General features: G+C 69.0%; 11 protein-coding genes and 1 pseudogene. 9 read left to right on the forward strand and 3 right to left on the reverse strand.

The annotated features are described in order from the left end of the window. Nucleotides 1–126 precede the first annotated feature (126 nt). On the forward strand, nt 127–891 hold the full coding sequence (ubiE, locus tag ASE10_RS10155; RefSeq protein WP_055908231.1) for a bifunctional demethylmenaquinone methyltransferase/2-methoxy-6-polyprenyl-1,4-benzoquinol methylase UbiE: 765 nt from the start codon (nt 127–129) through the stop codon (nt 889–891). Nucleotides 892–1044: 153 nt separating this feature from the next. Here the strand turns inward: ubiE and ASE10_RS10160 are convergent, their stop codons facing one another. Both ASE10_RS10160 and ASE10_RS10165 read right to left on the reverse strand, forming a co-directional pair. After that, the gene (locus ASE10_RS10160) at nt 1045–1377 is read right to left on the reverse strand and encodes a multidrug efflux SMR transporter (protein WP_055908233.1); all 333 of its coding nucleotides are present in this window, start codon (nt 1375–1377) and stop codon (nt 1045–1047) included. Nucleotides 1378–1384: 7 nt separating this feature from the next. Next, on the reverse strand, nt 1385–2125 hold the full coding sequence (locus ASE10_RS10165; RefSeq protein ID WP_055908236.1) for a 3-oxoacyl-ACP reductase family protein: 741 nt from the start codon (nt 2123–2125) through the stop codon (nt 1385–1387). A gap of 222 nt (nt 2126–2347) precedes the next feature. Here ASE10_RS10165 and ASE10_RS10170 point away from each other — a divergent pair, with 222 nt between their 5' ends. From ASE10_RS10170 to ASE10_RS10185, 4 genes are read left to right on the forward strand one after another with little or no spacing between them, the layout of a single operon-like run. Next, the gene (locus ASE10_RS10170; protein ID WP_055908239.1) at nt 2348–4291 is read left to right on the forward strand and encodes a M1 family metallopeptidase; all 1944 of its coding nucleotides are present in this window, start codon (nt 2348–2350) and stop codon (nt 4289–4291) included. Nucleotides 4292–4298: 7 nt separating this feature from the next. Next, the gene (locus ASE10_RS10175; protein WP_082586090.1) at nt 4299–5267 is read left to right on the forward strand and encodes an alpha/beta hydrolase; all 969 of its coding nucleotides are present in this window, start codon (nt 4299–4301) and stop codon (nt 5265–5267) included. A 46-nt stretch (nt 5268–5313) separates the two neighbouring features. Then, entirely contained in the window at nt 5314–6039 is a 726-nt protein-coding gene (locus ASE10_RS10180; RefSeq protein ID WP_235567551.1) for a hypothetical protein, read from the forward strand. Further along, nucleotides 6036–6767: a GH25 family lysozyme gene (locus ASE10_RS10185; RefSeq protein WP_200949783.1), complete on the forward strand. Its 732-nt coding sequence runs from the start codon at nt 6036–6038 to the stop codon at nt 6765–6767. Before ASE10_RS10180 ends, ASE10_RS10185 begins: the two co-directional genes overlap by 4 nt. Nucleotides 6768–7127: 360 nt before the next feature. On the opposite strand, the gene ASE10_RS10190 is transcribed toward ASE10_RS10185, so the two are convergent. Continuing rightward, complete coding sequence (locus ASE10_RS10190) at nt 7128–8060, reverse strand: carbohydrate kinase family protein (RefSeq protein ID WP_055908245.1); 933 nt, start codon at nt 8058–8060, stop codon at nt 7128–7130. Between the two features lie 337 nt (nt 8061–8397). Between ASE10_RS10190 and ASE10_RS10195 the strand changes: the two genes are divergently transcribed. The 4 genes and pseudogenes from ASE10_RS10195 to mrdA form a co-directional block, all read left to right on the forward strand. Further along, nucleotides 8398–9444, forward strand: coding sequence for a rod shape-determining protein (locus tag ASE10_RS10195; RefSeq protein WP_055908252.1), 1047 nt, complete (start codon nt 8398–8400; stop codon nt 9442–9444). 189 nt (nt 9445–9633) lie between these two features. After that, nucleotides 9634–10677: a rod shape-determining protein MreC gene (gene mreC / locus ASE10_RS10200; RefSeq protein ID WP_055908255.1), complete on the forward strand. Its 1044-nt coding sequence runs from the start codon at nt 9634–9636 to the stop codon at nt 10675–10677. After that, a complete protein-coding gene (gene mreD, locus ASE10_RS10205) occupies nt 10674–11159 on the forward strand; it encodes a rod shape-determining protein MreD (RefSeq protein ID WP_055908258.1) in 486 nt (161 codons plus the stop codon). Before mreC ends, mreD begins: the two co-directional genes overlap by 4 nt. Nucleotides 11160–11162: 3 nt before the next feature. Continuing rightward, nucleotides 11163–13031, forward strand: a pseudogene (gene mrdA / locus ASE10_RS10210) (penicillin-binding protein 2); the annotation flags it as partial. Nucleotides 13032–13181: the final 150 nt, after the last annotated feature.

Genomic DNA, 13181 nt, shown 5'->3' on the forward strand with positions numbered 1-13181 from the left:
CGCGAGCGGGAGAGGGAGCACGGCACGCATTCGATTTTGGCTCCCTCTCCCGCTCGCGGGAGAGGGCCGGGGGGAGGGCCGCCCCCCCACCGAAGCCCCCACGACCGCCATGCGATAATCCCCGCCATGAGCGAACAGACCCAAAAACCCGACGACACCACCCACTTCGGTTTTCGCGACGTGCCCAAGGGCGACAAGCAGAAGCTGGTCGGCGAGGTGTTCTCCTCGGTCGCCGGCAAGTACGACCTGATGAACGACCTGATGAGCCTGGGCGTGCATCGGGTCTGGAAGCGCTATTTCGTCGCCACGGCGCAGGTCAAGCGCGGCGACCGCGTGCTCGACCTGGCCGGCGGCACCGGCGACATCGCCCTGCTGCTGCGCGACCGCGTCGGCGACACCGGCAGCATCGTGCTGGGCGACATCAACGGCGCGATGCTGCGCGTGGGCCGCGATCGCATGACCGACATGGGCAAGGTCGCCGGCTTCGAATACGTGCAGATGAACGCCGAGAAGCTGCCGTTTCCGGACGCCAGCTTCGACCTGGTCACCATCGCCTTCGGCCTGCGCAACGTCACCGAGAAGGACGCGGCGCTGCGCGAGATGCAGCGGGTGCTCAAGGTCGGCGGACAGGCGCGGGTGCTGGAGTTCTCCGAGGTGAAGGCCGAGTGGTTCAAGCCGATCTACGACTTCCACTCGTTCAACATCCTGCCCAAGCTGGGCAAGCTGTTCGCCAACGACAGCGACAGCTATCAGTACCTGGCCGAGAGCATCCGCAAGCATCCGCCGCAGGACGAGCTCAAGCGCATGATGGGCGAGGCCGGTTTCGCGCGCTGCGACTACAAGAACCTGTCGGCCGGCATCGTCGCGATCCACACCGGCTACAAGGTCTGATCCCGGCGCCGAAGCGCAAGCGATGCGAAGAACGGCGCTTCAGCCCGGCCTCGGCAAGGCGGCGGTATCCGTGCCCGCCGTTTCGGCCTGATCGGCGCGCAGGCGCTCGCCAGCGGATAGGCCGCATGCTGCGGCCGATCTTCCGGTAGCGGCTCAGCCCACCAGCTTCAAGCCGATCACCCCGCCCACGATCAGACTCAGGCACAGCAAGCGCGCTGCCGTCGCAGGCTCGCCGAAGGCGACGATGCCCGCGATCGCGACGCCGACCGTGCCGATGCCGACCCACACCGCATAGGCGGTGCCGACCGGCAGCCACTTCAAGGCCAGCGCCAGCATGGCGAAGCTCGCGATCGCGGCGCCCAGGCCGATCGCGCTCGGCCACAGGCGCGCGAAGCCTTCGCTGTGCTTGAGCGCGATCGCCCACACGATCTCCAGCAGGCCTGCGCCGACCAGCAGGGCCCAGGCCCAGATCGCCGCGCGCGTCATCGCCGGCTCAGGCGGAAAAGCCGCCGTCGACCGAAAAGGCGGCGCCGGTGATGAAGCGGCCGCCCGGCCCGGCCAGATGCGCGACCAGGTCGGCCACGTCTTCGGCTTCGCCGTAGCGGCCCAGCGGCAGGCTCGCGCGCTGACCGTCGGCGCCTTCGCCGTCGGCGGGATTCATTTCGGTGTCGATGGGGCCGGGCTGGACGACGTTGGCGGTGATGCCGCGCGCGCCCAGGTCCTGGGCCAGGCCCTTGCTCAGGCCGACGGTGGCGAACTTGGTCAGCGAGTACAGGGTCATGCCCGGCGCGCCCACGCGCTCGCCCAGGCAGCTGCCGATGGTGATGATGCGGCCGCCTTCGCGCATGTGCTTGGACGCGGCCTGGGCGGCGACGAACGGCGCCTGCACGTTGATGGCGATCGCGCGCTCGAAGCTCTCGCGCGACTCGTCCTCGAACGGGCCGTACATGAAGATGCCGGCGTTGTTGACCAGGATGTCGAGGCGCCCGAACTCGGCCACGGTGCGCTCGACCGCGGCGCTCACCGCGTCGGGGTCGGCGCTGTCGGCGCGGATCGCCAGCGCGCGCCGGCCGCCGGCCTCGATCGCCGCCGCCACCGCCAGTGCGCGGTCCTGCGAGGCGGCGTAGGTCAGCGCCACGTCGGCGCCGTCGCGCGCCAGGCGTTGCGCGATGGCCGCGCCGATGCCGCGGCTGCCGCCGGTGACCAGGGCCACTTTGCCTGCGAGAGGAGTCATCGTCTTGTTCCGAAAGGGGGAGGATGCCGATGCTAGGCCTCTGCACGCGCGGGCGCAGCCGGGTGCGCGGGACTGACTGTTGCAGCGCCGCGGGTCGGAAATCAGCGTTGCGGCGCCGGCGCCGGCGCCGAGCGCGGGCCGGCGAACCGCCATGCTGCGCTGTGCCCCCGGCGCGGACTAGGCGCTAAACTCGAAGGCTCGATCCCTAGTCGTGGGCCTGCCATGCGTTATTCGATCCTTACCGTTTGCCTCGCCGCCGCGCTGTCTCTGGGCTGCTCGCGCGAGGCCGCGCCGGCCGCCGACGGCGCCGCCACCCCCGCCGCCAAGACGGAGACCGCCGTGACCAGTCCTGCCGTGGTCGACGAGCATTCCTACGCCCAGCCGGGCAAGGTCCGGATCGACGATCTCGCCCTGCAGCTGGCGGTCGATTTCGAACACAAGCAGCTCAGCGGTTCGGCCACCTACACCCTCGACTGGGTCGACAAGGCCGCGACCCAGCTGGTGCTGGATACGCGCGATCTGACCATCGAGAAGATCGTCGGCGAACGCAGCGACGGCAAGTGGAACGACCTCAAGTTCTCGCTGGCGCCGGCCGACAAGCTGCTGGGCAGCAAGCTCACCATCGAAACGCCGGAGCGCAACGCGCGCATCCGCGTGACCTACAAGACCTCGCCTAACGCGTCGGGCCTGCAATGGCTGACGCCGGCGATGACCGAGGGCAAGAAGACGCCCTTCATGTTCAGCCAGTCGCAGCAGATCCACGCGCGCTCGTGGGTGCCGCTGCAGGACACGCCGAGCGTGCGCTTCACCTACACCGCGCATGTGACCTCGCCCAAGGACGCGATGGTGCTGATGAGCGCCGACAACGATCCCAAGGCCGCGCGCGACGGCGACTACGAATTTAAGATGCCGCAGAAGATCCCGTCCTATCTGCTCGCGATCGCGGCCGGCGACCTGGTGTTCCAGCCGATCTCGCAGCGCAGCGGCGTGTGGGCGGAACCGGCGATGGCGCCCAAGGCCGTGGCCGAGTTCTCCGACACCGAAAAGATGATGGAGACCGCCGAGAAGCTGTACGGCCCCTACCGTTGGGACCGCTACGACATCCTGGTGCTGCCGCCGTCGTTCCCGTACGGCGGCATGGAGAACCCGCGCCTGACCTTCGCCACGCCGACCGCGATCGTCGGCGACAAGTCGCTGGTGTCGCTGATCGCGCATGAGCTCGCGCACAGCTGGTCCGGCAACCTGGTGACGTTCTCGACCTCCAACGACGCCTGGCTCAACGAGGGCTTCACCAGCTACGTCGAGAACCGCATCGTCGAAGTGCTCTACGGCAAGGAGCGCGCCGACATGGAGAGCCTGATCGGCCGCAACGAACTCAAGTCGGAGTTCACCGAGGACAACAAGGCGCTGCAGCGGCTGGCGGTGAAGCCGGGCGACCTCAAGGATCCGGACGACAACCTCACCGGCACCGTCTACACCAAGGGCGCGTGGTTCCTGCAGTTCCTGGAGCAGCGTTTCGGCCGCGACAACTTCGACGCCTTCCTGCGCGGCTACTTCGACCACTTCGCGTTCCAGAGCATCTCGACCCAGCAGTTCGTCGATTACGCCAAGGCCAACCTGCTCGACAAGTACCCGGGCAAGGTCACGCAGGCCGAGTTCGACGCTTGGCTGTACGAGCCGGGCGTGCCCAGCACCGCGCCGCAGACGCCGTCGGCGCGCTTCGACGCGATCGACGCCGCGCGCAAGGCCTGGATCGACGCCGGCACCTTGCCGGACAAGGCCGCGACCGCGAAATGGTCGACCCAGGAATGGGTGCACTTCATCGAAGGCATGCCGGAGACGCTCAGCGTCGATCAGCTCAAGGCGCTGGACGCGGCCTACAAGATCACCGGCACGCCCAATGGCGAGATCGCGCAGCGCTGGTATCCGCTGACCGTGCGCAGCGGCTACACCCAGGCCAATAGCGCGATCGCGGCGTTCCTGCAGCGCATCGGCCGGCGCAAGCTGATCATGCCGACCTACAGCGAACTGGTGAAGACGCCGGCCGGCCTGAAGCTGGCCGAGGAGACCTTCGCCAAGGCCAAGCCCGGCTATCACCCGATCACGACCGACTCGGTCGAGGCGGTGATCGCCAAGGCCAAGGCCGCGCCGCAGGCGGCCAAGTAAGGACGCCGTGCGCTGGCGTCGCATCAAACTCGCGGCCGCCCTCGTGGCGGCCGCGTCGTTTGCGATCGTCGCGCTGCTGTTGTGGCGCGATCCCTATCGCGTGGTACTGGCCGACTACACCCGCCAGCTCATCGCCGCCGGGTTGTCGCGCGACAGCGTCGTGGTCGGCGATCACCGCTGGGTGTATGCCTACAACGACGATGCGCCGGCCGACGCGCCGCTGCTGGTCATGGTCCACGGTTTCACCGGCAGCAAGGAGAATTGGTACCCGCTGGCGCAGCGCCTGCGCGGCCGTTACCGGCTGCTGATTCCCGATCTGCCGGGCTGGGGCGAGAGCCAGCGCCGCGCCGGTGGCGACTACGGTTTCGTTGCCCAGAGCGCGCGGCTGGCGCGTTTCATCGAACAGGTCGCGCGGCCGCGGGGCGGCGAGGTGGTGCTGCTCGGCCATTCGATGGGCGGCGGCATCGCCGCCCTGACCGCGGCGCGTTATCCGCGCGATGTCGACCGCGTCGGCCTGCTGGACGCGGCGGGCGTGCGTTTTCGCGACAACCGTTTCGGCGTCGAGGTGCTTGCGGGGCGCAACCCGTTCGCGGTCGGCGACGCCGATTCGCTGCAGCGCTACCTCGACACCGTGTTCTTCGACGCCGCCGCCAAGCCGGCGATTCCGTGGCCGGCCGACGACATCTACATCGCGCGCCGCAAGCGCGACGCCGCGTTCGAGCAATCGGTGCTGGACCGCATCGGGCGCGGGCCGGAGCGTTTCCTGCCGGGCGATGCCGCCGCGCAGATCCGTCAGCCGGCGCTGCTGCTATGGTGCAAGAATGATGCGGTGATCGATTCCAGCGCGATGGCTTTATACGCTGCGCGCATGCCGCAGGCGCGGCAGGTATTGCTGGACGGCTGCGGCCACATGTCTTTGGTCGAACGTCCCGACGCGGTCGCGCAGGCAGTGACCAAGTTGGCTGGAACGCGTTGACCGAACTCACGACCCGACCTCACGGACCCACAACGAGATGCACCCTATGAACGCCAGGACCCCGATGCTGTTGCTCGCCGCCACGCTCGCGCTCGCCGCCTGCAAGCCGGCGGTGGATCCCAAGGCGGTCGCCGCCGCGCAGGCCGCGGCCGACGAAAAGGCTGCCGGCGAGATGGCCAAGTCCTTCGACGAGGCCGTGGCCCTGGGCAAATGGGACGTGGCGCGCGCGCACGGCGATGTGCTGACGGCCAAGTACCCGAACAGCGAGGCTGCCGCGCGGATCAAGCCGCAATATGAGGAGGCCAAGGTCAAGGCGGTCGAGACTTTGGAGACGCGCCGTCTGGCGGCGTTGTGGTCGTACCAGACCCAGGCGGTGCTCAAGGGCGGTGAACAGCGCTCGGCGGCGCTTTACGCCAAGGACCACATCGACACCGACGGCAGCGGCGCCAAGGAAGTGCGCTTGATCTTCCGCGACCATCCGCAGTGGGGTCGCAGCAGTTACCTCGTGCTGCAGGCCGGCGACTTCAACTGCTACAGCGGCTGCAAGGTCCAGGTGAAGATCGACGACGCAGCGCCCAAGCCGATGGCGGCGAGCCGGCCCAAGACCGATGAAGCGATCGCCATGTTCATCGAGGACGAGCGCGCGCTGTGGCGCAGCGTACGCAATGCCAAGACCATCGCGATCGAGTTCCCGGTCAAGGCCGGCGGCACCCGCACCGCGGTGTTCGAGGTCGGCGGCGTCGACGCGAGCCAGCTGCCGGGCTGGAAGTGAAGGCACGCGGCTGGCGCATCGCCGCCGCGTCGATCGGTCTGGCGGCATCGGCCGTACTGGTCGTGGCGCTGGCTTGGCTGTGGTTCCTGCATTGGCAGCCCGACCGCACGCGCTATCCGCTGCGCGGCATCGACGTTTCGCATCACCAGGGCGCGATCGACTGGCGTGCCGTCGCCGCGGACGATGTCGCTTTCGCCTATCTCAAGGCCAGCGAGGGCGGCGACCATCGCGACCGCCGTTTCGATCGGAACCGGCGCGAGGCGCGCGCGGCCGGTCTCGCGGTCGGCGCCTATCATTTCTTCACCTGGTGCAAGCCGGGCGCGGAGCAGGCGCTTAATTTCATCGCCGCCGCGCCGCCCGACGCGGACGCGCTGCCGCCGGCGCTGGACCTGGAGTTCGGCGGCAATTGCGGCCGCAGTCCGGACGGCGTGCAATTGCGTCGTGAGCTCGATACCTACCTTGCGCTGGTCGAGGCCGCCTACGGCCGACCCGTGCTGCTCTACGTGACTCCGGAATTCTTCGCCGCCCATCGTCTGGACCTGCCGGCGCGCGCGCTGTGGCGACGCAGGATCGTGCGCGCGCCCGACGCGAGCGCGCGCTGGACGCTATGGCAGTACCACAATCGCGGCAGCGTACCGGGCATCGATGGGCCGGTGGATCTGAACGTGTTCGCGGGCGATGCCGCGGCGTTCGCGCAGTGGCGTGCGCTGCGGGCGACCTCGCCATGAGCACGGACGCAGTAACGGTCGCCTTGCTGGCGGACCATTCGCTGGCGACCGCCGGCCCGCAGCGTCTGTTCGAAAGCGAATGATCCGACTACTACGGGGCAGGCGGTCCCGGCACCGCGACCGCGCGGAGCCTGATGCGGCGGCTGGGCTGGGAGTATCTCGAGAGCGCGCACCATCGCGGCGAAGACGTCGCGGTTTTCCGCAAGCGCCTGGACGTTTGATCGGCGTCGCCCATCGCCGCCGCATCGCGGCATGCCGTCGCCAACGCGGAGCAAAAAAATCCCGGCGCATGGCCGGGATTCTTGTGCGTTGATTCTTCTGCGTTCGGCGCGCGACGCGCGACGCGCGACGCGCGTCGGCTTACAGCGCGTAACCGAACTGCTGACGGAACTGCTCGGCGAATTCGTCGTAGTCGAAGCGCTGGTTCTGGGTGCCCGGGTGTTCGACCTTGAGCGCGCCCATCAGGTTGCCCATGCGGCCGATGGTCAGCCAGTCGTAGCCCTTCTCGATGCCGAAGATCAGGCCGGCGCGGAAGGCGTCGCCGCAGCCGGTCGGATCGGTCACGCGGCGCTCGTGCGCCGGCGGGATGTCGTAGGTCTTCTCGGCGGTGTGGATCAGCGAGCCGTGCGGGCCGCGCGTGGTGATGTAGGCCTTCACGCGTTCGACGATCTGCTTCTCGCTCCAGCCGGTGCGTTCCTGCAGCAGGTTGGACTCGTAGTCGTTGACGGTGACGTAGTCGGCCTGCTCGATGAAGTGGCGCAGCTCTTCGCCGTTGAACAGCGGCATCGCCTGGCCCGGATCGAAGATGAAGGGGATGTTGGCTTCGGCGAACTCGGTCGCGTTCTGCAGCATGCCTTCGCGGCCGTCGGGGCTGACGATGCCGAAGCTGACGCCGGCCACGTCGCGCACGTGGTTCTCGTACGAACGCATCATCGCGCCCGGATGGAAGGCGGTGATCTGGTTGTTGTCGTGATCGGTGGTGATGAAGGCCTGCGGCGTGAACAGTTCGTCGATCACCTTGACCTGGTCGAGGCGGATGCTCTGCTCTTCGAACCATTCGCGGTACGGACCGAAGTCCTGGCCGACGGTGGCCATTGGGATCGGATCGCCGCCGAGCAGCTTGAGGTTGTAGGCGATGTTGCCGGCGCAGCCGCCGAACTCGCGGCGCATGCGCGGCACCAGGAAGGACACATTCAAGATGTGGACCTTGTCCGGCAGGATGTGGTTCTTGAACTGGTCGGGAAACACCATGATGGTGTCGTAAGCCAGAGAACCGCAGATCAGTGCAGACATCGATGAAACCCCAATGTTGAGAGCCGCTCGGTGCGGCGCCGTGCAGGCGCAGGAGCGGCCATAAAAACGGCGGCCCTGTGCCGCCCGGCGGCGTAGGGTAGCCGCTGCCGGGCCGGCCGGCCAGTTTGTGACGCAAATCAGGATTCGGCCGTGTCCGGCGAAGGGAGCCCTATTCAGGCTCGGACCGGCTCGGGACCGGCCGCGGCTTCGGGCCCCCCCGGCGGGTGAGCCTCGCCGTCGAAAAGCGTCGGAAAGCGTTGTTTTTCCTTGCTCGCAGGGGGGGCGGGCGTTAGGCTAGCGAACTCTTCTTGCCTCCCTTTTGACGGCCTATCCCCCGATGTTCAAGAAGTTTCGCGGCATGTTCTCCAATGACCTGTCCATTGACCTGGGCACGGCCAACACACTCATTTATGTGCGTGGACAAGGGATAGTCCTGAACGAACCTTCGGTGGTCGCGGTCCGCCAGGACCGGCTGATCGGCGGCAACCGCACGGTGGCGGCGGTCGGCGGCGAGGCCAAGCAGATGCTCGGCCGTACCCCGGGGCACATCACCACGATCCGGCCGATGAAGGACGGCGTGATCGCCGACTTCACCTATACGGAAGAAATGCTCAAGCACTTCATCCGCAAGGTGCACAAGTCGCGCTTCCTGCGTCCGAGCCCGCGCGTGCTGGTCTGCGTGCCCTGCGGTTCGACCCAGGTCGAGCGTCGCGCGATCAAGGAATCGGCCGAAGAGGCCGGCGCCCGCGAGGTCTACCTGATCGAGGAACCGATGGCCGCGGCGATCGGCGCCGGCATGCCGGTGACCGAGGCGCGCGGTTCGATGGTGGTCGACGTCGGCGGCGGCACCACCGAGGTCGCGGTGATCGCGCTCAACGGCATCGTCTATTCGGCTTCGGTCCGGATCGGCGGCGACCGTTTCGACGAGTCGATCATCAACTACGTGCGCCGCACCTACGGCACCCTGATCGGCGAAGCCACCGCCGAGCGCATCAAGCTCGAGATCGGTTGCGCCTACCCGCAGCAGAAGGCGGCCACGATCGAAGTCTCCGGCCGCAACCTCGCCGAGGGCGTGCCGAAGATGATCCTGATCAATTCCAACGAAGTGCTCGAAGCCCTGCGCGAACCGCTGGCCGGGATCGTTTCGGCGATCAAGCTGGCGCTGGAGCAGACCCCGCCGGAGCTGTGTGCGGACGTCGCCGAGCGCGGCATCGTGCTCACCGGCGGCGGCGCGCTGCTGCGCGACCTGGACCGTCTGATCAGCGAGGAGACCGGCCTGCACGTGCAGGTGGCCGACGATCCGCTGACCTGCGTCGCCCGTGGCGGCGGCCGTGCGCTGGAGCTGGTCGACATGCACGGCAACGAGTTCTTCGCGCCGGAATGACGCAACGCGCGCCCGCGCTGGTCGGAGCGGGAGGGGTCAAGTCGCGACGACCGTCACAGTTTTTGCAGCATTCGCGCGTCGGCAGCGTGCCTGCCGTCCGCGGTCCGGGAGGGCAGGACGCCGTCCCGATGCAGGCGCCGCGTTCGCGGCCTCTTCCGTCCGCCTCTTTCGACTCGTAGACACCCGCCCGTGCCGTCTTACGCCGGTCCTCCCTCCACCGCCCGCATTGGTGATGTCGCAGGGACTTTGCGCCTGCTCGCCTACCTGGCGCTGGCGGTGGTGCTCATCGTGCTCGATCACCGCGGCGGCTGGTTGAACCAGGCGCGCCGGCAGGCCGGTGTCGCGGTCGCGCCGCTGTGGGCCGTGGCCGGTTGGCCGGGACGCGTGGCCGAGCGCATCCACGACGACGCCGGCACGCTGAGCCAGCTCACCGACGACAACCGCCGCCTGCGCAACGAGTTGCTGGTCAACCAGGCGCGGATGGCGCGGCTGCAGACCCTGGCCGCGGACAACGCGCGCCTGCGCGGCCTGCTGGAAGCCGCCGAGCGCGGCAATCTCGACGTGGTGCTGGCGCCGATCCTCGACATCGACCTGGACCCGACCCGTCAGCGCCTGATCCTCGACGCCGGCAGCCGCGACCGCGTGCGCACCGGCCAGAGCGTGATCGATTCCGGTGGCCTGCTCGGCCAGATCATCGGGGTCAATCCGATGCACGCCAGCGTGCTGCTGATCACCGATCCCTCGCACGCGGTGCCGGTCGCGGTGGCGCGCAACGGCGTGCGCCTGGTGGTCTACGGCGACGGCCGCAGCGACACCCTGCGCCTGGCCAGCGTGCCGCTGTCCAGCGATGTCCAGGTCGGCGACCAACTGGTGACCTCGGGCCTGGGCGGACGTTTCCCGCCCGGCTTCCCGGTCGGCACCATCGCCGCGCTGCGGCCCGACGACAGCCGCGCCTTCCTGGTCGGCGACGTCAAGCCGGCGGCGCAGCTGGACCGCGGCCGCGAAGTGCTGGTGCTGCTGTCGATGCCGCCGCCGGTGAACCCGGAGGAATTCGACACCACCGCGCCGGCGCCGGGCCAGCCCGGCGCGTCGGCCGCCGCTGCGGCTACGGCGACCGGCGCCGCTCCTGCAAACACTGCGCCCGCCAACGCCGCGCCGGCAACGAATCCGCCGACATCGCCCGCGCGCGCGACCCCGCCCACCGGTCCTGCCGCCCGCGAGCCGCGCCGATGACCCGTACTCGCCAACACTGGGTATTGCCGGTAAGCCTGATCGCCGCGCTGCTGCTGGGGCTGCTGCCGCTGCCGCTGGCCTTGCAGCCGCTGCGTCCGTACTGGCTGGCGCTGGTGCTGGCGTACTGGGTGATCGAAGACCCCGATCGCGCCGGCCTGGGCTTCGCGTTCGCGCTCGGCCTGCTGGGCGACGTGGTCTACGGCGGCCTGTTCGGCGAGCAGGCGCTGCGCCTGGTGGTGATGACCTTCATCCTGCAGCGCTTCCGCGCGCGTCTGCGCTTCTTCCCGCTGTGGCAGCAGGCGCTGTGGGTCGGCGGCCTGATGCTCAACGACCGCATCGTCACCGCCGCGATCCACGTCGCCCTGGGCGAGCCGACCCTGCCGGCGACGTTCTGGCTGGCGCCGCTGTCGGGCCTGCTGCTGTGGCCGCTGATCTTCCTGTTGCTCGACGCCTTGCGCCTGGGCAGCTGGCGGAGGCGCTGAGCCATGGGCCCGCGTCGCCGCTGGTTCGGTCCGCACCCGCTGAGGAAGCGGGTGCTGAAGAACGCCGCCGCCGAGGCGGACCAGTTCCGCCGCCGCGCCGCGGTCGCGTTCGCGTTCGTGCTGCTGGGCGTGCTCGGGCTGGGCTTCTGGTACTACCGCCTGCAGGTGCTGCAGCACGCCGACTACGTCACCCGTTCCGACGCCAACCGCATCAAGCTGCGGCCGGTGGTGCCCGGGCGTGGGCTGATCTACGACCGCAAGGGCCGGATCCTGGCCGACAACGTGCCGGCGTTCCGGATCGACGTCACCCCCAGCGAAGCCGGCAAGACCGAGACCTGGATGCCGTCGCTGGCCAAGCTGATCGCGCTGTCGCCCGAGGACATCCAGCGCTTCGAGAACGAGCGCAAGGCCACCCGCGGCTTCAAGCCGATCACCCTGAAGCTGCGCGTGAGCGACGAGGAGGCGGCGCGGTTCTCGGTCGACCGTTGGCGCTACCCGGGCGTGGAATTGGTGTCCTACCTCAACCGGCGCTATCCCTACGGCGAGCTGTTTTCGCACGTGATCGGCTATGTCGGCCGCATCGACACCAAGGACCTGGAGACGATGGCCGAGGGCAACGCGGCCCTGACCCACGTCGGCAAGACCGGCCTGGAGCGCTATTACGAGGAAGCGCTGCGCGGCAAGGTCGGCTACGAGAAGATCGAGACCAACGTCGACGGCCGCCCGATGGGCCAGGTCGGGCACGTGCCGGCGCAGCCGGGCGCGGACCTGCGCCTGAGCATCGACCTGGACCTGCAGCGGGCGATGGAAGCCGCGTTCGGCGAATTCGACGGTTCGGCGGTGGCGGTCGATCCGCGCACCGGTGAGGTGCTGGCGATGGTCAGCCTGCCGGGCTACGACACCAATCTGTTCGTCAACGGCATCTCCAGCGCCGACTACCGTTCGCTGATGGACAACCCGTCGCGGCCGATGTTCAACCGCAACGTGCTCGGCGGCGGCCCGCCGGGTTCGACGGTGAAGCCGCTGATCGGCCTGGCCGGCCTGGACAGCGGCCTGCGCCGCGCCGAGGACAAGGTGTTCTCGACCGGCGAGTTCCACATCCCCGGGCAGAAGCGCGGCTACCGCGACGCCCACGGCGGCGCCGGCTGGACCGACCTGCGCAAGTCGATCTCGCAGTCGGTGAACTACTACTACTACAAGCTCGCCTACGAGATGGGCATCGCCCGTTTCGAGCAGTACATGCGCCGCTACGGCTTCGGCGGGCCGACCGGCATCGACCTGGCCGGCGAGAACAGCGGCGTGGTGCCTTCGGCGACGTGGAAGGCCAAGCGCAGCAAGGAAGGCTGGTACCCGGGCGAGACCGTGATCGCCGGCATCGGCCAGGGCTACTGGGTCGCGACCGCGCTGCAACTGGTGCGCGGCACCGCGGCGATCGCCAACGGCGGCGACCTGCGCCGCCTGCATCTGGTGCGTGAACGTCGCGACGGCTACGAGACGCCGTGGACGCCGGTCGAACAGCCGGCGCCGACCCGCATCACCGACAACCCCTCGCACCTGCGCGCGGTCCAGGAAGGCATGGTCGGGACCATGCTGCCCGGCGGCACCGGCGCCAGCCTGGTGCGCGGCGCGCCGTACCAGAGTGCGGGCAAGACCGGCACCGCGCAGAAGATCAGCCGGCGCGGCAACGTCAGCGTGAATCCGCATTCGCTGCCATATCACCTGCGCCACCAGGCGCTGTTCGTGGGTTACGCGCCGGCCGATAACCCGACCATCGCGGTCGCGGTGGTGGTCGAGCACGGCGGCTACGGCGCCAGTTCGGCCGGCCCGATCGCGCGCAAGATCTTCGATGCCTGGCTGCTGGGCAAGATGCCGGAGCCCGATCCGGCCGACGCCAACGCGATCGCGCCGCTGACGACTCCGGTCGCGGCGACGACGGCGCCGGTCGCGCTGTCGGTGAACCAGGACGGTGTGGTGGTCAACACCCCGGCGCCGGTGTCGCCGGCGTTCGCGGTCGGTGCGCTG

The organism is Lysobacter sp. Root76 (genome assembly GCF_001428685.1).
GTDB lineage: Bacteria > Pseudomonadota > Gammaproteobacteria > Xanthomonadales > Xanthomonadaceae > Lysobacter.